This is a genomic window from Pantoea sp. BRR-3P (genome assembly GCF_039621635.1).
Taxonomy (GTDB): Bacteria; Pseudomonadota; Gammaproteobacteria; order Enterobacterales; family Enterobacteriaceae; genus Pantoea; species Pantoea floridensis.
Genome location: NZ_CP155068.1, coordinates 1 through 22,930, shown reverse-complemented (window position 1 = coordinate 22,930; position 22,930 = coordinate 1). Strand labels below are relative to the sequence as shown.

Below are 22,930 nucleotides of genomic sequence, written 5' to 3'. Positions count from 1 at the left end.
CATGTACCATAATGGTTTGACGCTTCTATGGGCGCCACTGTATTGCCCACCGTTAAAAATTCCCTTTTATGGAGATGCCTGCTCCGCGGGATTCCCCTCCCCCGCTCAAGATTATGTCGAGTCAGAACTGGACCTCAACGAACTTTGCATACGTCGGCGGGCCTCAACCTTTTTTGTTCGCGCCAGTGGCAGCAGTATGGAAGAGTTGGGGCTGTTTGATGGAGACATCATGGTTGTTGATCGCGCTGAAGAAGCGAACCATGGTGATATTGTTATTGCTGAAGTCGGCGGCGAATTTACTGTTAAACGCTTGCAATTACACCCTCGCCTAGCGCTGTTGCCTATGAACCCGGCCTACTCCGTTATTTATCCCGATGAATTACAACTTCTTGGCGTCGTGACCTGGTTTTTCAACAGCACACGCGCGCGCAGGAGGTAATCATGGCCATGTTTGGACTGGCAGACGTAAACTCTTTCTACGCTAGCTGCGAGACCCTGTTCCGCCCAGACCTACGCGGTAAACCCGTGGTGGTATTAAGTAATAATGATGGGTGTGTTATTGCGCGCAGTGCTGCAGCTAAAAAATATGTAAAAATGGGAGCCCCTTGGTTCCAGATAAAAACGCAGGATTATCCTGAGAAAATTCATGTGTTCAGCAGCAATTACGCTCTTTAGTAAGTTACGTGGAATGCAACATTGATTGAGTAAACTTTGAACAGCAAAGCTGTTGTCAGAGGAGAATGCAATGCTGATTCCACCGAGTGAACACGTTCTGTTGCTGGCAGAGCGCTGGCTGCAACTGTTATCCGATCTGGGGCGGGCGCAGGCCACGCTAACAGCCTACCGCAATGCCCTCCGTCATTACTTTGCGTTCTGCAGCCAGAACGGAATTAAACCTGAAAAGGCGCGGTTTGAAGACCTGGCTGCCTATATTAGTCCTCAGTTACCCGGGATGCCTTTTTCCGCGGCCAGCGCCACGCTCCAGCTTCGCCTGTCGGCGATCCGCCTCTGGTATGACTTTCTCATGTACCTGGATCTTTGCACGGTCAATCCGCTGCCCCGATCCGGCACGCCCGGCATGCTGAGTTCCGGCCGGGGACTGGTTCCCCGCGTTGTAAAGCTGCCGCGCATTCCTGACGATGCGCAGTGGCAGTGTTTTCTTTATCATGCCGCCGCTTCCCCACTGCGTGACCGCCTGATGCTGGCATTAACCTATTACGGCGCGCTGCGTCGGTCTGAAATTACCTCGCTAAGTATTGACGACTTCGACTTTGCTCACCGGCTCATCCGCATCCGGGCAGAAACCACCAAGAGCCGGCGTGAACGAATTGTCTGTTACAGCCCGGCAGTAGTGCCAGTGCTGGCCGCGCACCTTATGCAGATGAAGCGGACCGGAATCGTAAGAGGTGCCCTGTTCCGTTCTGAGTCCGATCGTAATCAGGGCGGGCCGCTTTCATTCTGGACCTGGAGCAAAACGGTACGGAAATGGGCGCTTGAGTCTGGGATGCCGGACATCTCAACCCATACCTTCCGGCACCTGCGACTCACACACCTTGCCCGCGCGGGCTGGAAGTTGCACGAACTTGCCACCTATGCAGGACACCGCGACCTGACCACAACACAGATTTATATTCATCTTTCTGGCAGGGACCTGGCTGCCCGGATGGCTGGCGCGATTGAAACGGCAGATATCAGGATGGCGAACCTCATTTTCAGAACAGAGAAATAACATGAGCCCACACACACCGATTGAAAACAGCCGGCATCCGTTCGACATGACTGAATACCGGCTTGAGGCGTCACTGACCCTCGCTGAACGGACGGCACTGAGCAGCGCTCACAGCCGGTCCCGTATGCTGCGAACGAAGCCGGTGCCGGACCTCATCAGGCCGCTGATGGACATTGCCGCCGGAAGCGGATGCGGCAGCAAAATCACGGGGCTGGTGATAGCCGGATTGCTGCGCGAAATGCATGCAGACGGCATGCCCTGCTGGTGCTGGCCGCAGGAACGCTGGCTGACGCTGTGCCGGGAAGTCAGGGAGGGCCGTCCGTTAATGGCCGCTTTTGCCTGGCATCTGGCTGATTTGCATGACCCGCTCAGCCTGCCTGATATACGTAAACCCGCGCTCTATGCTTCTGCCATCTTCGGCCAGGCTTTTTATCACCAGGAGCTGGACCGGCTGACTGATACGCTGACGTCGCTGGGTTATGCCCCGACCAGCCAGAAAAATCATGTCTCGGGTATACTGGCAACACTGATGATCATGAACAGGGATCCCCGGCTTGAAACGTTTACGCCTGAACTCCTCTGGCGCGCCCAGAGCGGGACAGACAAGGGAATATCCCGTTACGTCGGCCGCGTTTCACATGCACTTGCCGCACTGGGGATTATCAGCGCCCCGGTGAGGATGCGAAACTATAAAAAATGGTACGAAAAGCCGGTCGAAGGCGTCGATCCGGCCTGGGTGCACTGGTGCCGGCGCTGGCGGGAAACGTCGGTGCTCAGGCCGCGCACCCGTGAAAGCCAGTACAGCTTTATTCTGCGCTGCGGCCTCTGGCTGAAAAAGGAGCATCCGGAGGTTCGGGAACCGGCAGACTGGACAATGGAAACCTGCGCCAGCTTCATTGCGGCGGTAGGCCGGATGAACGTGGATGAGCTTCAGCTGGGCACGGAAAGGGGCACCCGCAAATCGGTGCGCTCCGGCGAGCCCATGATGCCGCATTCCAGGGCGCATTTTATCTATTCTCTGCGCCGTTTTATGATTGATTACGAAAACTGGGGCTGGGGGCGCCTGCACTTCAGCCCTGCCCGCCATCTTTCCACACCGGATACGCCGCTGTTCCGTCGCGGCGTCAATCCCCGTGTTATTGACGATCCGGTCTGGCTGAAGCTCATCTGGGCCAGCCTCAATCTGCGTCAGGAAGATCTGCTCACTGAAATACATTATCCACTGGCCATGCTGCAGGCAATGGCCGTCATCTGGACCCATGCGGGGGTAAGAAAGAACGAACTGCTCCGCCTGACAACCGGGTGCATCGCGCCGCAGGCGGACGATATCGTGAAGGACGACGGAAGTATCATCCCGGCAGGAACCCTGTGTTACCTGCATATCCCTGCCGGAAAAACCTCAAAAGCCTTTGTTAAACCGGTGGCGGCCGTGGTGAAAAAATACGTCGACATATGGCTGGATGAGCGTCCGGCAGAACAGGCTTTGCTCGCTGACGAGCGAACCGGTGAGAAAGTCCGGCTTCTGTTTCAGTACCGGGGTAAGCCTGCCGGCAGCGCTATCCTCAACCGCACCGTGATACCGATGCTATGCGCAAGAGCGGGCGTGCCTTGTGAAGACAGTGGCGGAATGATAACCAGCCACCGGGGGCGGGCCTCAGCCGTGACCGCGCTGGCGAGCGTACCGCAGGGCATGTCGCTGTACGAACTGATGCAGTGGACGGGCCATTCAACGCCCCAGTCTACAATGCACTATCTTCGCATCCGCCCGACTCAGCTGGCTGCCTCGTTCGTCAAAGCCGACAGGGTCGCTCATATGATAAGCGTGCTGGTTGACCACGATCCTGAAGCCGCCAGCCTGTCCGGGCCCGCGACCTACTACGATCTGGGCGACTCATACTGTACGAACCCCTTCTGGAGCAGTTGCCCGCACCGGATGGCCTGCATCGGCTGCGATTTTAACCTGCTGAAGGATAGCGCGCGCGGGCTGATACTGGAGAGTAAAGCATCCATCCGGCGTTACCTCGAAGAGGTCCCGCTCACTCCCGATGAGAGAGCCATACTGGAGCAGGATGCTGAAAAGGTTGAGCAGGCTCTTACAAGATTGGGCCCACAATCCTGACTGCTCAGATGCTTACAATGTCAGGTCTGAGGGTATCAGTGCAGAATCAGTACAGATAACTGAACGCCGTATTTGATATAAAGCTGATTATAACGGGCGTAATGCCGTAACTGATGGAGCAGCAGATGAGAAAACAGAAGCGATGTATGGGATACGTGGCGGTCGTGGTCGATGACTACGATCGTGCAATTGAGTACTACACCGATAAGCTGGGCTTTACCCTCATTGAAGACACGCCGCAGCCGGGTAAGCGCTGGGTCGTGGTGACGCCGGCCCCTGACAGCGACTGTGCTATTCTTCTTGCCCGCGCGTCGAACGACCGGCAGGAAGGCTTTATCGGCAATCAGTGCGGCGGACGGGTTTTTCTGTTCCTGCAGACCGACGACTTCTGGCGCGACTACAATGCTATGAAGGCAAAAGGCGTCCACTTCTTTCAGGAGCCACGGGAGGAAGAATACGGAATGGTTGTCGTATTTGAGGACATCTACGGCAATCGCTGGGACCTTTACCAGAACAGGCAGGCCTGAAATTCTTTCACAGCAGCGCCTCAGGTGTACGGGAAGCATTACAAGCGTAAACCCTGTCAGGTCTGGCCTGCAGAGAGCGCTTCTGAACAATATACCTCAGTGCAGCGGTCACTGCACTAAGGTCTCCCTCGGGTTAACCACACAGCGTCATGATATAAAATCCGGCCGCCGTCATGGCCAGCGAACCCAGCACGTGTATCAGCACCGAGGCGGCTGCCCAGGCATAGCTGCCGGACTGCAGCAGGGCAAAAACCTCAGCCGAGAACGTGGAGAAGGTCGTCATTCCGCCACACAGCCCGGTGGTAATGAGCAGCCGCCAGGCCGGATCGAGGCCGGGATGGCGCAGAAAATACGCCAGCGCCGCTCCGATGATAAACCCTCCCAGCAGGTTGACCAGCAGCGTCCCCGGCGGCAGGTCCGGAAAAAGCGCGTTCAGGCGCGCGCCCAGCTGCCAGCGGATAACACACCCTAAAGCACCGCCGGTGATGACAGCAAAAAGCTGATTCACGTTCACTCCTTTTATTTTTTTATATTCAGAACATAACGGGAAACGACCTGTGCGGCCGCATCCATCTGGTATACGGCCGGCACGCCGGTCGGGATATGCAACTGTGCCAAGCTGTCGTGTGGCATGCCGTCCAGGAAGGCGGCCAGGGCGCGCAGCGTGTTGCCGTGCGCCACGACCAGAACGGTACTTCCGCAGAGTATCTGCGGCATCACGGCGTGCTGCCAGTAGGGCATGACGCGACGCAGCGTCATTTCCAGGCTTTCCGTCGCAGGCAGGTCGGCCAGCGCAACGCGGCTGTAGCGCGGGTCCCGACGCAGCTGCGCCGGAGCCCCTGCGTCCGCGGGGGGAATGCCGCTGAAGCTTTTGCGCCAGAGCCGGACGGTCTCTGCACCCATCATCCGGGCAGCCGCTTCCTTGTTCAGCCCCTGCAGCGCACCGTAGTGCCGCTCGTTCAGCCGCCAGTGTTTGTCCACGGGCGTCCAGCTGCGGCCAAGACGGTCCAGCACCCGCCAGACCGTGTGAACACAGCGCGTCATCACCGAGGTGAAGACCCGATCGGGCAGCAGGCCCGCGTCCCGCAGCACGTCACCGGCCCGGTCAGCCTCCTGCCGCCCCCGGTCCGTCAGCGGCACGTCTGTCCATCCGGTAAAACGGTTTTCCCGGTTCCACTGGCTTTCGCCATGGCGCAGGAGAATCAGCGTTGAAGGTGCCAAAGACTGTGCTCCTGTGCCGGCCGCTGGCCGTCCGGTGGATCTGTTACGTGCGGCGCACAAACGCATGAAGCCCCGCATAGTGAGCGTCCTCACCCAGCGCCTGCTCAATGCGCATCAGCTGGTTGTACTTTTCCACGCGTTCGCCGCGGCACGGCGCACCGGTTTTCAGGTGTCCCGCGCGCAGGGCTACCGTGAGGTCGGCAAGAAATGTGTCCGTCGTTTCCCCACTGCGGTGGGACATGAACGCGCCCCACCCGTGCCGCTGGCAGAGCGCCACGGCGTCCAGCGTTTCGCTAAGCGAGCCTATCTGATTGAGTTTAATCAATGCGGCGCTGGCGAGGTTTTCGTCAATGCCGCGCTGGATGTACTTCACGTTGGTGACAAACAGGTCGTCACCAACCAGCTCGGCCCTGCCCGCAAGCTGCTGGTGCAGATGCTTCCAGCCCGACCAGTCATCTTCTGCCAGGCCGTCTTCCAGCAGAATGACGGGAAACTGGTCCATCAGCTCGCCGTAGTACGCCGTCATTTCCGCCGCGCTCAGCGCACAGCCCTCCGTGCGCAGATGATATTTTCCGTCTGCGAAAAACTCACTTGAGGCAGGGTCCATGCAGATGCTGATGTCTTCTCCGGGCCTGTACCCCGCCTTCTCAATGGCCTGCACGATAAACGCCAGCGGGTCGCGGTTCGACGATACGGCGGGCGCAAAACCGCCTTCGTCGCCGACTGCCGCGGACAGGTTCTTGTCCAGCAGGATCTGGCGCAGCGCCTGGTAGACCTCGCTGCCCTGACGCACGGCCTCGCGCAGCGTGGGTGCCCCGTGTGGCGCTATCATGAACTCCTGAAAGTCCGCGCCCTGACCGCGGGCGTGCACGCCGCCGTTGATAATGTTCATGCACGGTACGGGCAGCAGGTTCGCCTGCAGGCCCCCCAGGTAGCGCCAGAGCGGCTCGTGCGAGGCCTGTGCCGCCAGCCGGGCAACCGCCAGCGACACGCCCAGAATGGCATTGGCACCCAGCCGACTCTTGCTCTGCGTACCGTCCAGCGCCAGCATGATGTTATCCAGCTGACGCTGCTCGCGCACGTCCCTGCCGCGCAAGGCTTCGCAGATTTCCGTATTAACCGTCCTGACAGCATCCAGTACGCCTTTACCGCCAAAACGGTGTACGTCGCCGTCGCGGCGCTCAGCGGCCTCGCGCGAGCCGGTGCTGGCCCCGGAAGGCACCGAGGCCCGCGCCATCATTCCGTCCACGGTCCGGGCTTCGACTTCAACGGTGGGGTTGCCGCGAGAGTCAAGAATTTCACGGGCGGTCACGTTATCCAGTGTAAAGCGCATAGAGTTTCTCCCGGTTCAGTCATTCAGGTGAGTGATAAGCACATCCACCGTGAGGTGGTTAATGTATTCCGCCGAGCGGGACGTCAGCATTCCCATAAAGCGGTTTCGGTGCCCGGCAAGCACGAGGTCCACGCCCAGCTCAGCGATGCACTTCTCCACGTCCTCAAAGCGGCGCATGGTCACCAGCTCCCGCATGTCTACCGTCTCAGGCACGGAGGCCGCCAGCTCGCTCATAAACGCTTTGGATTTCAGCACCTCTTCCGACACGACGTCGTCCATCAGGCTGTCGGACACGTAGTTCATTTCCCGGTAGTCGTCGCTGATGTGGGCCAGGGTGATTTTCATGCCGAGCGGCTGCGCCAGCGCGACCGCCCGCTTCAGCAGGAGGGTGCCGTCGTCTTTATCGTTCACAAGTATCAATGCATGGGTGTAGCAGGTCATAATGAACTCCCGTTCTGGTTGAGGCGGGACTCAAGCCACGGCAGAAGCTGTTTTTTGCGGCTGAGCATACCCGGTACGGAGCAGGAGGCCGCGTTAACGCTCTCCCGCCCGGCGAAATAAAGCGTTGAAAACCCGGCCCGGATGTCGGTCAGCATCAGCACCGCCAAACCAGCACCCGACTGGTCTGCCAGATACGCCAGGGCAGCGAGCAGGTCGTCCATCACGGTGGCAACCTGTGACGGGGAGCTGACCTCAATCTGGGCGATGCGCACGTCAGTGCCGGCAATGACGAAGGCCTTGAGGTCCCTGTCCAGCAGCAGCTGTGCGCTGAGGCCGCTGACGTCAGTTTTTGCCGTAAGGAGGTCACGGGCGAAGGCTCTGCGGTTTACGCCGGACAGTACGCCCAGCTCGGTAGCCGAACGGATATCGTCTTCGGTCGTGGTGGGCGAGCGAAGATTCACGGTGTCGCTCAGGAGTGCACCCAGCAGAAGAATGGCAAGCGTCGGGGGCAGCGTGCGTCGCGCTTCAGCGTTCATAAGCAGCCACAGCAGCGTGGCGCTGCTGCCAAGCGGGCGTATGTGTACCTCCGGCGGCAGTTGCGTTATCAGTCCGCCCAGCCGGTGGTGGTCAGTGATCCCCACGATGTTGCTCCGGAGCAGGTCGTCAGGTCCCTGCGCCGGCTCGGTGAAATCGACCAGCCAGACCCGTTCATCCTGTAGCGGAATATCAAGCCGTGGCGGCAGCGTGAGTCCGGCGGTGTCAAAGATAAAATGGGTTTCGCGGTTAGCTTCGCCAAGACGCCATGCGCGGGCGTCCATGCCGCGCCCGGTCAGCCAGTGCGCGGTGACGAAGGCCGTGCAGATGGCGTCGCTGTCAGGATTGATGTGGCCAAAAACGTGTATCACAGGTCTCTCCCCGAAGAGGGAAGTACGCAGGCCGGGAAGAAAGTAAGGACGGCCTGACGCACCTCCTGAAAATCAAGAGTCGCATCAGGCGTCATCAGCTCCGGAACGGAGCGGTTGGGAAAGGTGGAACGCCATCACCTTGTCATATGAGTATAGAGCCGGTTGCAAAACCTGTCAGTATTATTCTGCTGGCGCCCTCAGCCTGCCAGCGCAGCCCGTGCCTCGCAGAGTACCCGGCGAATGTTTTCCGTCACCGCCGGACTCGTGCAGAGCGAAAGCGGACTGGGGTGCGGCATCGTCAACACGGGGACGCCGGGGTACAGATGATTGACCGTCCCGCGGGCCTGAGCCGCTACGGCACCGGCCAGCACCACCACGCGCAGCGCGGGCAGATACGCCAGCACGTCCTCAAGCAAGGCGCAGCCTCTGCGGATGTCCGCCGCTGACGGCCGTTTCTGCAGCCCGTGACTGACCCAGGGCACCGTATTCCACAGCACGCTGTCCTGACGCGAAATACCGGCTTCCGCCAGAAACCGCCCAAGGTTCTGCTGGGCCGGCCCCGGGTTATCACGCGACACAAACCGCGGTGACGGGCTGCTGCGCGCCGGCGACTGCAGCAGGACGAGCAGTCCGGCCCTAACCCCGCCGTCAGCCGGATCAAACCACGGCAGTTCTGCACCGGCCTGACGCTGGCCGCTGACCCAGCGATTCAGCGCGGCCACATGCGGCGCGGTGACTGCCGCGAGGCATTCCTCGCGTAAAAACGAGTCCTGCATCGATGTGCTGGTTTCACTCACGGCTTCCGATCCAGGCCTGCCAGACAGGGAGAAACAAACAGTTTACCGCTCCATGCCCCACGCACTGTTTTCACCGCGACAAGCAGCCACATGGCCGCCAGTATGACGACAAGAAGCGCACCGAAGCCTTTAAAGAATGCGAGGTCAATCAGGGTAGACAGCTTGAGCGTGGCCACGGTGTACACGCCCAGCGGGAAGGTAAAGCCCCACCATCCAAGGTTGAACGGGATGCCTTCACGGAAGTATCGCACGGTTATCAGCGTGGCCAGCAGCATCCACCACAGGCCGCAGCCCCAGAAGAGAATGCCGGCAACGAACCCCACGCCCTGCGCGATGTGACCGATTTCCGGCATGCCCGCCGCGGCAAACACCCCGGGCGCATCTCCGCCGATGACCAGCATGCCGAGCGAGCCGGTGCCAATCGGACCCAGCGCCAGCCAGCTTGAGGCCGCCATGCTTTCGTGCGGTAGCTTGTGCAGCGCCATACGCAGCAGCAGAATGGCGAGGATGCTCAGCGCCACCGGCACGGAGTACGCCCACAGCACGTAGCTGGTAATAATGATGCCGAGCTGCGCGTGTGGGGCAGCAATGTGCGGCGCCAGCAGGCCGCCGCTGACCGCCGCGACCTCGGCTGCCACGACCGGCAGTAACCAGACGGCAGTCATCTGGTCAATACTGTGCTGCTGCCGGGTAAACATCATGTAGGGAATGCACACGCCGCACAGCAGCGACATCGCCACGTCCAGCCACCACAGGGCGTGTGCCACCTGAATAACGTCTGCGCCCCAGCGCGGAAGACCGAACGCCAGCAGGCCATTGATGATGGTCGCCATGCCCATCGGGATGGTGCCGAAGAACATGGACACGGTTGAATGGCCGAAAATGCGCTTTGCCTCTCCGAAGTACATCACCCAGCGGGCCAGATACATCACGGCAAAGACGCTGAACAGGAGGATGTTAAACATCCAGAGCCCCTCGGCGACAAGGCGCAATCCCGGAACCTGCCAGGGGAACTGCGCCAGAGACAGCGACAGGATGCCGGTCCCCATGGTCGCGGCGAACCAGTTAGGCGTGAACTGTCGTATGGCCTCTTTCGGGCTGCTCAGCGCGCTCAGCGGACGCGCACCGTTATGCAGGGTGAATATTTTATCGTTCATGCCGGAATCTCCTGAGTAGACAGAAAGATTATAGGCATGTCAGAGTAAATCTTTAAAACAGGTTATTTAGCTAAAATAAATCTATAAAAGTGATTAACCACCCCACTTTGCGAAGGATCGTCACTGCGCTGGAGTAAGGGAGGTTTCGCGTCAGGTCTGCGGCGGGCTTTTAATCGTGGCCATGACACGGTTCTTTTTCAGGTCAACCACCGCAATGCTGAGGTCTTTATTCAGCACCCACGCGCGGGTACCGTCCTTGTTGAAGACAATCGCCTGACGGGGCGCATCCAGTCCGGTGACGGTGGACACCACCTTACCGGCGGCGGTATCAATAACGGAGAGGCTGTTGTCGCCAAGGTTGCCGCTGTAAACATAGCGGTTATCCGGCGTCAGCGCGGCACCGTAAGGGTCCTGACCCACGGGAATGGTTGCCGTAATGACGTGCTTTTGCGTGTCAACCACGGCGATTGTGTTGCTGCCGCTGTTAGCCGCGTACAGTGTGCGGCCGTCTGCGCTGACAGAAATGGCGCGCAGCTTGCTGAAGCCGGTTATCTCGCCGCGAATGTCGCCCGTCACGGCATCAACCAGGGTAATTTTATCGCCCTTAAAGTTGGTGACGTAGACGGTTTTGCCGTCCGGGCTGATTTTAATGCCCTGACGGGGCTGGGCAAAACCCGTCACAACTGCAATGGGCCGGTCATGTGTAAGGTCATACACCGAGAGCGTGCTGGCGGCCTCGTTATTCACATACAGTCGCTGACCGTCACGACTTATGGCCGTGCCGAATGCCCCGGGCCCCAGCGGCAGCGTGGCCGCCACGTCAAGCGTCCCGGTGCTGATTTTTTTGACTACGCCGAGACTGCTGTCAGAAAGAAATATGGCCTTACCGTCCGGAGAGAAAAGTGCATTACGGGGGGTGACGTAGCCCTTCATCACCTTTCTGACTTTCCCGGCAGCCAGATCATAGACCACCACGTCTGAGCGCTCACTGTAGGACGCCACCGCCGTTTTTTCATCGGGACTGACAGCAAGGGAATTGTTGTGGATATCGCCGTCAAACGTCCAGCGCGCTTCTGCAGCACCTGCGATGGTACTTATGAGGAGAAATGCCACCGCGGTCAGTCCCGGGATTCTGTAATTTTTTATCATTATTTCTTCCTGCATAAAGTGAAAGATAAAAGCGCATTGCCCGATTGAGGGCTTCAGAATAAGCGTGGCAGATTAAATCCCGGCGGGGAAATCGATTTTCCGGCTATGTCTTACCACCCGTCAACTTTCCTCCCTGCCAGTAAGCATACCGAAGTGGTTCAAGGCTGAATAATTCCTGTTCAGAAAATAAACTTCAGAGGAATGGTAACTTATTTTTTTGTTTAAATTGCATTCCACATAAACCACTCGATGTCTCAGCGTGTAATGACCGCTCTTGAAGAAATCACACCAAGGGTTGAGCAATACAGCATTGATGAAATGTTTCTGGATCTAACCGGCATAGACGGATGCGAAAGCTTTGAGAATTTCGGCCGACGTCTGCGTAGCCACGTACTTGATACTACGGGACTCACCGTAGGCGTGGGTATGGGGCCCACAAAAACACTGGCTAAATCGGCTCAATGGGCAAGCAAAGAGTGGAAACAATTCCGCGGGGTACTGGCGCTAACGCCCAGCAATCCGCAGCGCACCACTACACTTTTGGAAAATCAGCCTGTCGAGGAGATTTGGGGGGTTGGCCGGCGAATTGCTAAAAGACTTAATCTGCTGGGAAATGAAACCGCGCTCCATCTCTCACGCGCTCATCCTAGATTCATCCGTGACAACTTCAGCGTTGTTTTGGAGCGTACTGTGCGAGAGCTTAACGGCGAATCTTGCATACCCTTGGAAGAGCTTCCTTCAGCCAAGCAGCAAATCGTTTGTAGTCGTAGCTTCGGTGAACGCATCACAACGAAGTTTGCCATGCAGCAAGCACTTTGTCAGTACGCGACACGTGCAGCAGAAAAATTGCGCGGTGAACGTCAATACTGTCGCCATGTCAGCATGTTCATTCAAACGTCACCTCATGCACACAATGAGATCTACTATGGCAACACTGCAGGTATGAAGCTTTCGCTTCCTACGCAAGATACTAGAGAGATCATTGATGTTGTGATGAAGTCCCTTGATCAAATCTGGCTTGAAGGAAAAAGGTATATGAAGGCTGGCGTCATGCTCGATGATTTTACGCCAAATGGAGTGAGCCAGTTAAATCTGTTCGATGAAAATCAACCTTGGCCCAACAGCGAAAAGCTCATGAAGGTTTTAGATGGTATAAACCAGTCCGGACTTGGCAATGTGTGGTTTGCTGGTCAGGGGGTTAATACAGAGTGGAAAATGAAACGTGAATTGTTGAGTAACGCCTGGACTACCAACTGGAACGAGATCCCTATAGCCAGAGTGTATTAAAGCCTGACCGCACGCTTTAGGATGAGATGCCCATTCAAGCGTAAATATCTGTTCTTCAGTTTAGGGTGACCTCCGCACTAGCAGATAATAATAAAGATTATTCACACTCCTGAAGAACCCTATGAGGCGGAGGGATGTTCATTGCATCAAACATATGATGATAATCATTTTCACTGAGCCTTAAACAGTACACCCAACCTCTTTCTAGTTTCCAGGAATAAAGGGAAAATGAAAATGTCGTTAAAATGGGTTAACGCAACAAATTACATACCTGCAGTGCTTCCCATATAAGAATTACTTCATCACGAAATATTGGCCTGGAATGATACTCATCTTCCAAACCTATTCAATCTGATTAAAATTGTAAGAACGCTGAATGTCGGCGGGGCATTTTTGTAAACAGCTTCCTGAACTACCTAATGCTTTTGATTGGTTTCGACACCAGTTAGTGCTTTCAACTCCCATCGTAGCGCCATAAAACACAGAATCGCATCTGAGATAGTTATGTTCTACGTCTACGCTTATTCCCAATAGCTGATAGATGTTTTGAGGATAGCATCATGTTTCTGAATGGAATTAACACCAGACCTGGCATTGGGAGTGGTTATCGTTATACGCTGGTGTGCTAATGTGCATTTACCAAACTCATTCCACTCTTGGCACGTGGTCACTGTCTTCTCTATGGTAAAATAGGTCGCTGTAGAAGTTAAACTGAGCTCTCTACCTGTTTGATCATAGGAATAGATGTCCAATACTGATGCTGAGCGTTTCTGAAGAAGTCGCCCTCTGGCATCATATTCATAGACTGTTTTAGCATTATCTGAACGAAGATTACTTCTTCTATCCGTGATAAGTAACCGTTCAGACGCATCGAAACGGTAAGATGTATTCGCTACTCCAATTTGTTTTAGATTTCCTGTCATTGCCTCAAATCTTTCGCCTGACTTACTTATGACTCCATTTTTCCCTAATAAGACCACACCTTCAACTTGCTGACTAAAGAGTTCGGTTCTCTTTTTTGAGTCTTTATCAGTCATGGCATTATCAAACTGCAAATTTGTTTTCCATCCATACTCTTTTTTGTTGATTTCTGCAGAGTAGGTCGCAGTTAAAACTCGACTTCCCGTTTGGTAGTTCTTTTCATTAGCGAAATCCGCTTTTATCAATTCTCCGCAACGGCTGAAGATAGCTGAAACTGAACTGTGGATGAAGCCATCACGGCTTTCGATGGTTATTTCTATTGCTTTAGGAGTGTCAGCTGAAGGCTGCTCATCAAACAGAATGAAATTATTCATCTTGTTATTTTGAACTTGCTGAGGTGAACACTCTGCGCTGCTCGCATCAAAAGCGAAGAGTGAAAGAAGAGAAAGTAGAGCTGAAGCCTTTATAATTGCCATGAATCCATCCTGAACATTCCATTTGATAGAGCATTGTATTTATAAATTCACTATTGCCAAGATTGGTTATAGCCCGTAGAGGGAGAATCAAAATAGGAAAAAAACCACGTTCTATTTACCGCCATGCAATTTTACAAGCGATTACAGTGATAACGCTGAATGTACATCATTTAGCTGATAGACATTTAAGAAATCATATCCAAGGGTTTGAAAAGATAACAAGGTACATCTTCGCCTCAACGGGCTGGGGAAACACAAGAGCTCAAGGGAATTTCAATCTGAAATTAAAAGCAAAAAATCTTATTTTTCATAAGATTAACATTGAAATTAGCACGGGTAATTTTTCGGTTTTTCATTACGTAGTCGGAGTTAAAAGAAGAGGGGAGGGTGCAGCAAATCGCATCACCATTGACTTAATGGGGTTAGCTTATAGAAGAAAGAAGGCCGCTGATCGAGTAAAGATGAGCGGGATCAACATCTCATGTTCAGTACAACTTTTTAAAGAATATCGCTAAATATTGCACACAGCATCATAAGCTGTACACTGGCTGCAAAAGTTACCAACGGAGCGGAGTAATGAAAAGTAATTACGGTGGGGTAGACGTAACAGCGCGTAGGGCAAATGCCATGCTTCGCAGCATGAGTGATGACATCACTGATAGACGTAATGAATACGGTCTCGATCAGTATTACCAGACATTTACGCGAAATTCTGTAGCTAACCTACCTAAGCTTAGCCGACGCGCTGTTGAGCAAGCAGTAGAAGAAATGGAATCTAAAGGACATGTGTTTGGCAAAAAGGAAGCCGGTAATGCCAAGCACTATGCATTAACCATCCAGGATGTGGTTGATATTTACGCTCATCGCAAAGTGCCAAAGTATCGCGATATTCATGCAGGTGAAGGTCCGTTTGTGGTGTTCGTGGTAAACCTTAAAGGTGGCGTATCAAAAACAGTCACCACGGTCACCCTTGCTCATGGCCTGCGTGTTCACCCAGACCTATTACAATATGACTTGCGTACGCTGGTGATTGACCTCGATCCTCAGGCATCCAGCACCATGTTCCTTAATCATACGAACAGTATTGGCTCAATCGTCGAGACAGCAGCTCAGGCTATGTTGAACGATCTGGATGCTGAGCAAATCAAAGAAGACATCATCAAGCCGACCATCATTCCCGGCGTGGATATCATCCCAGCTTCGATTGATGATGGCTTTATTGCCAGCCAATGGAATGACCTCGTTAATCAGCATTTACCGGGGGTTCTTCCCTCTGATGTGTTGCGCCGGAATATTATTGATCGTGTTGGCCAGGACTATGACTTCATCTTTATAGATACGGGTCCGCATCTGGATGCCTTCATGCTCAACGCCATTGCCGCCAGCGATTTACTGTTGACTCCTACGCCGCCGGCACAGGTAGATTTTCACTCCACGCTGAAGTATTTGACGCGCCTGCCCGAGATGCTTGAGCAGCTGGAGGAAGAGGGCATCACTCCCCGCATCAAAGGTAATATCGGTTTTATGTCGAAAATGACGTCTAAGCGGGATCATGAAATGACGCATGGTCTGGCTCGTGATGTGTTTACGTCCTACATCCTCGATGCCTCACTACCGCGACTTGATGGCTTTGAACGTTGCGGTGAGAGTTTCGACACCATTGTCAGCGCAGATCCTCACTCTTATCCGGGTAGTGCTGAAGCCCTTAAGAATGCGAAACGCGAAGCTGAGCGTTTTACGCAAGCAGTATTTAAGCGAATTGAGTTTGTAAGAGGTATTAAGTGAAAAAAGAAATGGTAAAACTTGGCCGTCAATTCGGTAAAACAGGCTTCTCTAAAACGCTAAATGAAATCGATGGCGAGCGCGTTTTCACTTTAAAATCAGGTGCAGAAGCAAGCTTTACCCTTACAAGGGTGCTTCATGATGATATAGAGTCAAACACCTATGTCGATGCAGCGATAAACGGTCGTGACCAAGCGTTTCTGACCCCGGAATCAGTTAGTGATATCGCGCGAACGATTAAGTTACAGCAGTTCTTCCCGGCAATTGGCCGCGAAATGGATGGGCGAATTGAGGTTCTGGATGGTTCACGCCGACGTGCAGCCTGCATCTTTAATGGCACATCGTTTGAAGTGTTGGTTACACGCGACGAAATTAGCCTTGCAGATGCGCGTCAACTTGCCATCGACATCCAGACAGCAAAGGAGCATACACTTCGTGAGCTTGGAAAGCGTCTTCAGTTGATGTACCCGGATGATATGAATAAGTCTGACATTGCTGAAGCTGAAGGGTTGTCAGCAGCCAAAGTCACTAGAGCATATCAAGCCGCAGCTGTACCAGGCGAAATGATCGCCGTCTTTCCTTCAGTTAGTGACTTGTCCATCAACGATTATCAGACATTACTGGATATTGCTGACAAAGCTGAGGCCCAGCATATAACCATCCAACAACTCACTTCAGCTGTGCAAGAACGCATAGATAATGATGTCTCTTATGCTCCTGAAGATCCGAGTGTAAAAGCGAAAATAATTGCATATTTCCGTGCAGAAAATGCTGAGGTGAAAAACAAGCGCGGTCCCAAGCAAGTCGTCACGGAAAAAATAGCTGACTTTAAGGACAAGAAACAGTTCGCCCGCAAGAAAACCGACAGCGAAAAAAGATTGGTAACATATGAGTTTTCACGCCTCCCTGCGACCTATCAAGCAGAGCTAGATGCTGCAGTTAAAGCTGTAATAGCACGCATGCAATCGGAAGGTGATAGCTAACATGCATCCAAAGAGGCAAAGCTTTATGACTGAAGCTGTGCCTCTTTCAAACTTAATCAAAAAAATGCCCCTCCAAGAAACACCCTAAAATATTGTTATACCTACCAAAAACAAAAATATTTCACATTGAAATTCCCACTGTTTTCATCCGAAATAATCTAATAAACAAGACCAGATTTATAAGAAAATGATATCGGGAAAGAGGAGGGAGTGACCTTAGGTGTACCTTAAAACCGGTGCTTAACGACCAGCTCCCAAACTTTGAGTCCGTATTCATTTAGCTATGTCGATTGGCCTTTCATGATTCACATTGTACATGCCGCTGGACATTCAGTTTGAATCTGGCAATTCAGCGCTGCATACGGATGGTTCTCGTTATAATCCTGCCGTCACTCATCAATCGTATTCTTACCGTAAGCATTCTCGCTGATAACTTTGCTCATTAGGCCTTCCTCTCAAAATCTTCCATTTGAACTCACCTTAGAACCGTTCTGTTTCTGCTGACCCTGCTTGATCAGCCTTAGTTACACATCATTTTCAGAAAACCAGGCAGGTGAATGTCGGCCCCTGAGCAGTTCTTATCGTCACCAGATAGCCAGGTAACAGCACGATACTGTCCAGAATATATGTGACCTGAACATCTGAAATCCTTTAAGCAACTGTGTTAGTAAGGCTCGCCTCTGTGTAATCATCTACACAGAGCACGCAATTAATACGGCAACAGCTGACGAGTGCGTCCAAGATGATATTCATCAACCTAGCTAGGTTAGGTGCATCCGTACAATAGAGTTGAAGCCACTCAGTCACCGGCCCATTACGGTGCAACCTTCTCTTCTTGTTAAGGGCACAAAAATAATAATTGCGTTAACTCCCTTGTGCGTGACCCATAGCTCTTAACACATCAAAAGCCACCAGTTACAGCAAAGACCAAAGCGCCGGCATTGAAAATTTAGTTCATTGATGCGCCTTTTTACTCACGTACAAGGAGTTGGACGCTGATACTTATAGAGGCAGTTGTACATGGACAAACCTATGAGCCTGAAGGCAATTCACTGCGACAGGCCGGTCATACATATAAACTTCACGGCTTCCCGCTATTTATCTATCGTCAGTGCTTTTGGACCAGATTCATCTGAAATGCCTCAATAGCCAGTATGGCTTCGGAAAGCAGATTCATGAGTCGGGCGTTGGTTTCCTCAAGTGACTTAACCTGCTTCACTTGAGATATTTCGATGCCGCCAAACTTCTTACGCAAGATAAAGAGGGTGGTTCTGAAATGGCGTGCTTACGGGCAAAAATCCCGGCTTCGGCTGTGTAGAAAATAGTGATGATCTGTTCGCGGGAAAAACGTCAATTCATGTGGTTGTCCTCCCATTGCTGATGTCGGCATGACTAACACAGGGAGGTATTCATCAAAGTGCAGTAGGTCATGCATAACAAAGCCGATACGAATGACATAAGTTATTTGATGCGGTGAAATAAAATCGTTCGATTCAGGACTAAGAGTGGATAGCCTTGTTGGGGTGGGTGAAGATATCGAGAAAAAAGCTTAATGTTAATTAAAACACAATTTTGCCATATTTCTTGTGCTGGATTTATATTTCTCGGTAAGAACCCATTAAAAACAATCGTTTATTAGCACTGACGTCGCTACGTGAATTTTAGTGGATTCGCTGCAGCAATCCATTGCAAAATTCTCCAGAACGCGTCACAAATTAGTGTCTAAAATTGCCCCTAAGCATCAATTTTTCATTTTAAGGTGTAACCACATTTCAGGTTATGCTCAGTGCTACGGTCAACTTGAATTAACCGGTTCCCAGGCACAGCGTTCATTTAACCATTTAAGGTTGCAAGGTTACATCGCACCAAGAACATATGATGTGGAATGGCTTCGAATCAGGGGGGTAGTAAAATCCCTGAGGTTTAAACAATGAGGATGGCAGGGAAGGCCATTAATGCTTCGTTAGAATTTTAAAATCACGGTTCTGTTGAGCATGGCTATTATTCGCCAGCTAGCACTAGATCGTGATGATTAGACCAAAGCCTCGGGAAATGGCCTCAAGATTATATAGCGTTCACGAGGTTTAGCGCCTTAGTCTGATTCAAATTAAAGACCCTCTCCTCGCTTATTATCCAACAGACATTTTAGTTGTTTGTTCTCTAATGGCATCATTTAACTAACTCAGATATGGAACTTTTGGGGAAAATTCGTTTGTTTTAATGACTTTGGAAAATAGTTTCAAGTTGCCTATTACTGTTGTTGGGCGAAACAGCTGATGCTTAAAGCCAGCAAACAGTTGTGTTGCTGAGCAAATGAAATTTCTGGAGGTGTAAATGAGTGTCCCATATTATTATTTAAAAGCTTTCCAACCCACTAATAAAGAATCGTATTATACTTTTTTAAACACTTGCATCAGTGAGTTAGTCATTACTACCCCTTGTCCTAACAGGTCTTAGTCATTACACAGTTTCTGTTTCAACAGCCCTCTCACTAAGCCATTCTCTCAACAAATCCTGCTTCTACTATTTTGAAGATTTCACTCGATGTTTATTGGATTTCTCGATTAATGGCCGCTGATCTGATCGATGGGTAGCTTATTATCTATACAAGCGATCAATTAATAATGAAATTAAACATGGAATTGAGGAGAAATGAGAGGGCACCGAACACTATCAATGTCGCCACTTTTTACTGCTAACAGGGAATGTGAATGACTAGATGAGGTAGATTCTGTTAAAATCGGAAAGTGTATGTCATGGGTAATCTCACTCCAAATGACTACTTTAGCGAGTAAGTTACTCACTACAGCGGTCTTTAGCGTTGCACGAGCTACTTACACCTAAGCAAATCCACATCAATTCATTGAAACGAAGACTAATGGGGATACTCATTACAATAGTCATCTTCTCTCTATAGCAGTCATCATGAGTCGCTGTAGATAGTTAACATCGCGTTTATGAACCAGAAGGCAGGCATCATTAGGTTATGCGAACTCTGTTTGAAGTAGTGTTTAGTACAAGCTCAGTAGAAAATCCTCAATTATTACAGGCACAAGCCACGGTATTCCTCGTATGTTCTCACTGTAACAATGCGATGACCAGTCATAAGTGAAGCCTTCTTACCCTTTGAGACGTATGACTGGATATAGCTTACAAGCTTATAGAGTTCCTATATTTATCCCCATTATCCACAGGTCAGATCCAATAACTTGATCCTAATATGATCCCATTGAGATCCTAAACAGATCCCGACAACGCCACAGGCCTTGCTATTAGTGGGCTAAACGCCTGTCGATGACTGCTGTAGCGAGTGTAATGACCAATATAAAGAGCATCTTGACTGCTATAGTGAGAACAGATGACCAATATAGAGAGAACATCATGACTGCTATAGTGAGTAAGGGGCTGATTTGCTTGTTAATAAGCCATTTAGTTGAAATTATGGTCAAACACCTGCTGCTCTAAGGTTCGGTAAAACCACTACATTTTATGGGCTCTTAGTTTTAAATAGTTACGCACCGAAAACAGCACGCAATATGGGCAATCTAATGGTTTTAAAGTTATCAACTGACTAGATCTAATAACAGATCATAATAAGACCCTATATGTTCCTAAAAAATCCCAAACCACGCTCAAGCCTTGATATACGTGGGTTTATAAAGGATCGTTGACTGCTGTAGCGAGTAGTAAGACCGCTGTAGAGAGTAATTAAACCGCTATAGTGAGTAGAATAACCGCTGTAGTGAGTGCTAGTATCCACTGTAACGAGTAACAGCGATTATCGCTTGTTCATATCACGGATTTTCAAATGCCGAAAAAAGAACAAGAAATCAACCTGATAGCTGAAGCATTCAGTGAAACGGACAAACGAACAGGTGAAGTTATTCACCTAACGCCCAACAGTAACAATACTGTTCAGCCAGTTGCGTTAATGAGGCTGGGTCTATTTGTCCCAACACTGAAATCCACTGCTAATGGTCGTAAGAATCAGATGTCCTCCATGGACGTAACTAATGAGCTTAGACAGCTCTCGATCGTAAAGGCTGAAGGTTATGAAAATATCAAGATCACTGGCGCACGCCTTGATATGGATAACGACTTTAAAGCATGGGTCGGGATCATTCATGCCTTTGCGAAATACAAAGTGCTGGGAGACAGCGTAACGCTCCCCTTTGTTGATTTCGCCAAACTCTGTGGCATTCCCTCATTGCGCTCGTCTGCGAAGCTTAGAACGCGTCTGGAGGCCTCTCTGACGCGTATTGCGACTAATACCATCCACTTTGCTAACAAAGAGGGTGAGTATTACGTCACGCATCTGGTTCAGTCAGCTAAATACAGTGTAAAAAATGACACCGTGACATTGCAGGCTGATCCTAAGATCTTCGAACTCTATCAGTTTGATCGCAAGGTCTTGCTTCAGCTACGCGCCATCAACGAATTAGCGCGTAAAGAGTCTGCTCAGGCGCTCTACACCTTCATTGAGAGTTTACCTCCGGATCCTGCTCCGGTGTCCATGCAGCGCCTTCAGGCGCGCTTAAATTTGACCTCACGACCTAATACCCAATATGCCACTGTCAGAAGGGCGATGGAGCAGTTGAAAGAGATTGGGTATCTCGATTACACAGAGTTCAAACGAGGTTCGACGATCTACTTCTCGATCCACTATCGGCAACCTAAGCTAAGGCCTGCAAATATTCCAATCAGTCTTCCTGAACTAGAAGACGATGAACTAGAGAGTGACGTTGAAATTGCTCCGGCTAAGAAGCCATTGAAGCAGAGAGCCACTCCTAAAGCCAAGAAGGAAGCTGCCGGCAAGATGGTCATGTTGTCAGAAGAAGAGCTGGCTATGCTGGAAACCATCAGGAAGAGCAAGAAGAAATGACGTCGAAAACTGACAGAAGAGGGCACTAAACTAGGAGTGCCTTTTTTATATTCTGAATAACTGTGACTGCTGTAGTGAGAAGCCTACTCGCTATAGTGGTCTCTACTTCCCGCATAATTGTGACTGTCATCACACTCACCACAGCGGTCATTTAATCCAATTGTCGTGAATTAAAACTAAATTCATCTCTCTATAGCAGTCTTTTATCTCCCATCCACACTAACCACTATAGAGAGAAAACGCCGATAAATGTCTGGTTAAGCATGACTGCTGTAGCGAGTAGTCATAACGGCATAAGGTTAACTTTTTACTGAGCGCCCTGGTGACCACTAACCTTACAGTCCTTGCTACAAGGCGTGTTAGTAAGCACTAACCGTGTGTGTTCCCGTTAGTCTCTAACCGCTAACGTACAGCCAAATATTTAGCGTCGAGTCTTTATACTCTACTGATACTCTTTACAGCGGTCACCACCTCTACTCGCTACAGCAGTCATCATAGATCTAAGATCCAACTACTCACTACAGCGGTTAAGGCTCATTAATCCTCACAGAAGGAACATATTCCCATGACCATTAAAAGCGCGGTCCATTCAACATTAACTATCAACAGCGATTTTGATGAGCAGCTAGTGAATTTGTATAGAGGGTAACAGTGTCACTTTGCTTGAACCTCGTTCAGGCTTTCTGTCACAAAGATCCTTATCAAACACTGTCTATCTGGAAACCAGGATGAGGCAATGTGTTTGAGTTAACACCTCGTCACCAGAACGGCAAAAGAACAATGAGAACAGATTGAACAAAAATGAGAATTGGATCAATAAGTCATTTAAGCGTCGCCCTCAACGGTTATTTTTATTCAGCACCATCGTGCTCATTCAGAGTAACAATGCTCAGCAGCAGGAAACGTTTTGGTTTTAACCGCAGCAACATAGCTCTGAATAGCATGCTGAATGCTGTCATGGCCGGCGGCGCAAATCGTGGGTCATATTTCCTGCGCTGACCACGAAGAGAACGTCATACTTTTCACTGAGCCAGTCCAGCATCCGGGTCCTGGGGTGATACGGTGGTCAGTTCGGTGGGGACAAGTCAAGAAGATTAAATCTTCCCTCTGCGGATCCGTTCCGGATCGGTTTTCCGGCTTTTTCCCGTATACGGAGAATAACCTGGACGGCGCGAATTAAACAGCGGGGCGCCCGCGCGCGTTTCGGGCCCAGATCGGCGC

The 22,930-nt window shown here is 51.4% G+C and carries 17 protein-coding genes, 3 pseudogenes and 1 riboswitch; of the genes and pseudogenes, 10 read left to right on the top strand and 10 right to left on the bottom strand.

Translation table 11 applies throughout. The features are described 5' to 3' along the window. Nucleotide 1 precedes the first annotated feature (1 nt). The 5 genes and pseudogenes from umuD to AAGR08_RS22930 all read left to right on the top strand — a co-directional run bounded on the left by umuD (nucleotide 2) and on the right by AAGR08_RS22930 (nucleotide 4,375). Nucleotides 2–439 (top strand): translesion error-prone DNA polymerase V autoproteolytic subunit, encoded by a 438-nt coding sequence (umuD, locus tag AAGR08_RS22950; protein WP_345831046.1) that lies wholly within the window; start codon nucleotides 2–4, stop codon nucleotides 437–439. Between the two features lie 8 nt (nucleotides 440–447). Further along, nucleotides 448–672, top strand: a pseudogene (locus AAGR08_RS22945) (DNA polymerase V subunit UmuC); the annotation flags it as partial. Nucleotides 673–745: 73 nt separating this feature from the next. Then, nucleotides 746–1,729: a tyrosine-type recombinase/integrase gene (locus AAGR08_RS22940; RefSeq protein ID WP_010260799.1), complete on the top strand. Its 984-nt coding sequence runs from the start codon at nucleotides 746–748 to the stop codon at nucleotides 1,727–1,729. 1 nt (nucleotide 1,730) lies between these two features. Further along, nucleotides 1,731–3,848, top strand: coding sequence for a tyrosine-type recombinase/integrase (locus AAGR08_RS22935; protein ID WP_013199813.1), 2,118 nt, complete (start codon nucleotides 1,731–1,733; stop codon nucleotides 3,846–3,848). A 125-nt stretch (nucleotides 3,849–3,973) separates the two neighbouring features. Further along, nucleotides 3,974–4,375, top strand: coding sequence for a VOC family protein (locus AAGR08_RS22930; protein ID WP_010260801.1), 402 nt, complete (start codon nucleotides 3,974–3,976; stop codon nucleotides 4,373–4,375). A 133-nt stretch (nucleotides 4,376–4,508) separates the two neighbouring features. On the opposite strand, the gene crcB is transcribed toward AAGR08_RS22930, so the two are convergent. From crcB to AAGR08_RS22890, 8 genes are all read right to left on the bottom strand, one after another. After that, a complete protein-coding gene (gene crcB / locus AAGR08_RS22925) occupies nucleotides 4,509–4,883 on the bottom strand; it encodes a fluoride efflux transporter CrcB (RefSeq protein WP_010260804.1) in 375 nt (124 codons plus the stop codon). Nucleotides 4,884–4,894: 11 nt separating this feature from the next. Further along, nucleotides 4,895–5,596 carry a 2,3-bisphosphoglycerate-dependent phosphoglycerate mutase gene (locus tag AAGR08_RS22920; RefSeq protein WP_013199814.1) on the bottom strand — a complete coding sequence of 234 codons (702 nt, stop codon included), beginning with the start codon at nucleotides 5,594–5,596 and terminating at the stop codon, nucleotides 4,895–4,897. Nucleotides 5,597–5,639: 43 nt separating this feature from the next. Beyond that, the gene (gene eno, locus AAGR08_RS22915; RefSeq protein ID WP_345830948.1) at nucleotides 5,640–6,929 is read right to left on the bottom strand and encodes a phosphopyruvate hydratase; all 1,290 of its coding nucleotides are present in this window, start codon (nucleotides 6,927–6,929) and stop codon (nucleotides 5,640–5,642) included. A gap of 15 nt (nucleotides 6,930–6,944) precedes the next feature. Beyond that, nucleotides 6,945–7,370 (bottom strand): universal stress protein, encoded by a 426-nt coding sequence (locus AAGR08_RS22910; RefSeq protein ID WP_010260813.1) that lies wholly within the window; start codon nucleotides 7,368–7,370, stop codon nucleotides 6,945–6,947. After that, the gene (locus AAGR08_RS22905) at nucleotides 7,367–8,275 is read right to left on the bottom strand and encodes a DHHA2 domain-containing protein (protein WP_010260815.1); all 909 of its coding nucleotides are present in this window, start codon (nucleotides 8,273–8,275) and stop codon (nucleotides 7,367–7,369) included. Before AAGR08_RS22905 ends, AAGR08_RS22910 begins: the two co-directional genes overlap by 4 nt. Before the next feature lie 78 nt (nucleotides 8,276–8,353). After that, nucleotides 8,354–8,423: riboswitch (Fluoride riboswitch) on the bottom strand. A gap of 49 nt (nucleotides 8,424–8,472) precedes the next feature. Continuing rightward, entirely contained in the window at nucleotides 8,473–9,072 is a 600-nt protein-coding gene (locus AAGR08_RS22900; RefSeq protein WP_010260817.1) for a uracil-DNA glycosylase, read from the bottom strand. Then, on the bottom strand, nucleotides 9,069–10,229 hold the full coding sequence (locus tag AAGR08_RS22895) for a TDT family transporter (protein ID WP_010260819.1): 1,161 nt from the start codon (nucleotides 10,227–10,229) through the stop codon (nucleotides 9,069–9,071). The genes AAGR08_RS22900 and AAGR08_RS22895 overlap by 4 nt, the downstream gene beginning before the upstream one ends. 150 nt (nucleotides 10,230–10,379) lie before the next feature. Beyond that, nucleotides 10,380–11,378 carry a beta-propeller fold lactonase family protein gene (locus AAGR08_RS22890; protein ID WP_013199815.1) on the bottom strand — a complete coding sequence of 333 codons (999 nt, stop codon included), beginning with the start codon at nucleotides 11,376–11,378 and terminating at the stop codon, nucleotides 10,380–10,382. A gap of 246 nt (nucleotides 11,379–11,624) precedes the next feature. Between AAGR08_RS22890 and umuC the strand changes: the two are divergent. Next, nucleotides 11,625–12,665, top strand: a pseudogene (gene umuC / locus AAGR08_RS22885) (translesion error-prone DNA polymerase V subunit UmuC); the annotation flags it as partial. A 521-nt stretch (nucleotides 12,666–13,186) separates the two neighbouring features. Here the strand turns inward: umuC and AAGR08_RS22880 are convergent. Then, entirely contained in the window at nucleotides 13,187–14,062 is an 876-nt protein-coding gene (locus AAGR08_RS22880) for a hypothetical protein (RefSeq protein WP_345830938.1), read from the bottom strand. A 146-nt stretch (nucleotides 14,063–14,208) separates the two neighbouring features. Between AAGR08_RS22880 and AAGR08_RS22875 the strand changes: the two genes are divergently transcribed. The 3 genes from AAGR08_RS22875 (at nucleotide 14,209) to AAGR08_RS22865 (ending at nucleotide 16,827) form a co-directional block, all read left to right on the top strand. Continuing rightward, entirely contained in the window at nucleotides 14,209–14,577 is a 369-nt protein-coding gene (locus AAGR08_RS22875; RefSeq protein WP_345830937.1) for a hypothetical protein, read from the top strand. Between the two features lie 61 nt (nucleotides 14,578–14,638). Next, nucleotides 14,639–15,847 carry an AAA family ATPase gene (locus AAGR08_RS22870; RefSeq protein WP_049852738.1) on the top strand — a complete coding sequence of 403 codons (1,209 nt, stop codon included), beginning with the start codon at nucleotides 14,639–14,641 and terminating at the stop codon, nucleotides 15,845–15,847. Nucleotides 15,848–15,855: 8 nt separating this feature from the next. After that, nucleotides 15,856–16,827: a ParB family protein gene (locus AAGR08_RS22865; RefSeq protein ID WP_345831045.1), complete on the top strand. Its 972-nt coding sequence runs from the start codon at nucleotides 15,856–15,858 to the stop codon at nucleotides 16,825–16,827. A 305-nt stretch (nucleotides 16,828–17,132) separates the two neighbouring features. Here the strand turns inward: AAGR08_RS22865 and AAGR08_RS22860 are convergent. Beyond that, nucleotides 17,133–18,159: pseudogene (locus AAGR08_RS22860) on the bottom strand (IS3 family transposase). A 2,476-nt stretch (nucleotides 18,160–20,635) separates the two neighbouring features. Here AAGR08_RS22860 and AAGR08_RS22855 point away from each other — a divergent pair. Then, entirely contained in the window at nucleotides 20,636–21,709 is a 1,074-nt protein-coding gene (locus AAGR08_RS22855; protein ID WP_345830935.1) for a RepB family plasmid replication initiator protein, read from the top strand. Nucleotides 21,710–22,930: the final 1,221 nt, after the last annotated feature.

Excerpts from the sequence above, each read along its gene's own strand:
- AAGR08_RS22890 (WP_013199815.1), bottom strand. The coding sequence starts at position 11,378 with ATGATAAAAAATTACAGAATCCCGGGACTGACCGCGGTGGCATTTCTC.
- AAGR08_RS22855 (WP_345830935.1), top strand. The coding sequence starts at position 20,636 with ATGCCGAAAAAAGAACAAGAAATCAACCTGATAGCTGAAGCATTCAGT.
- AAGR08_RS22870 (WP_049852738.1), top strand. The coding sequence starts at position 14,639 with ATGAAAAGTAATTACGGTGGGGTAGACGTAACAGCGCGTAGGGCAAAT.
- eno (WP_345830948.1), bottom strand. The coding sequence starts at position 6,929 with ATGCGCTTTACACTGGATAACGTGACCGCCCGTGAAATTCTTGACTCT.
- AAGR08_RS22910 (WP_010260813.1), bottom strand. The coding sequence starts at position 7,370 with ATGACCTGCTACACCCATGCATTGATACTTGTGAACGATAAAGACGAC.
- umuD (WP_345831046.1), top strand. The coding sequence starts at position 2 with ATGTACCATAATGGTTTGACGCTTCTATGGGCGCCACTGTATTGCCCA.
- AAGR08_RS22935 (WP_013199813.1), top strand. The coding sequence starts at position 1,731 with ATGAGCCCACACACACCGATTGAAAACAGCCGGCATCCGTTCGACATG.
- AAGR08_RS22880 (WP_345830938.1), bottom strand. The coding sequence starts at position 14,062 with ATGGCAATTATAAAGGCTTCAGCTCTACTTTCTCTTCTTTCACTCTTC.
- AAGR08_RS22930 (WP_010260801.1), top strand. The coding sequence starts at position 3,974 with ATGAGAAAACAGAAGCGATGTATGGGATACGTGGCGGTCGTGGTCGAT.
- AAGR08_RS22940 (WP_010260799.1), top strand. The coding sequence starts at position 746 with ATGCTGATTCCACCGAGTGAACACGTTCTGTTGCTGGCAGAGCGCTGG.
- AAGR08_RS22895 (WP_010260819.1), bottom strand. The coding sequence starts at position 10,229 with ATGAACGATAAAATATTCACCCTGCATAACGGTGCGCGTCCGCTGAGC.
- AAGR08_RS22865 (WP_345831045.1), top strand. The coding sequence starts at position 15,856 with ATGGTAAAACTTGGCCGTCAATTCGGTAAAACAGGCTTCTCTAAAACG.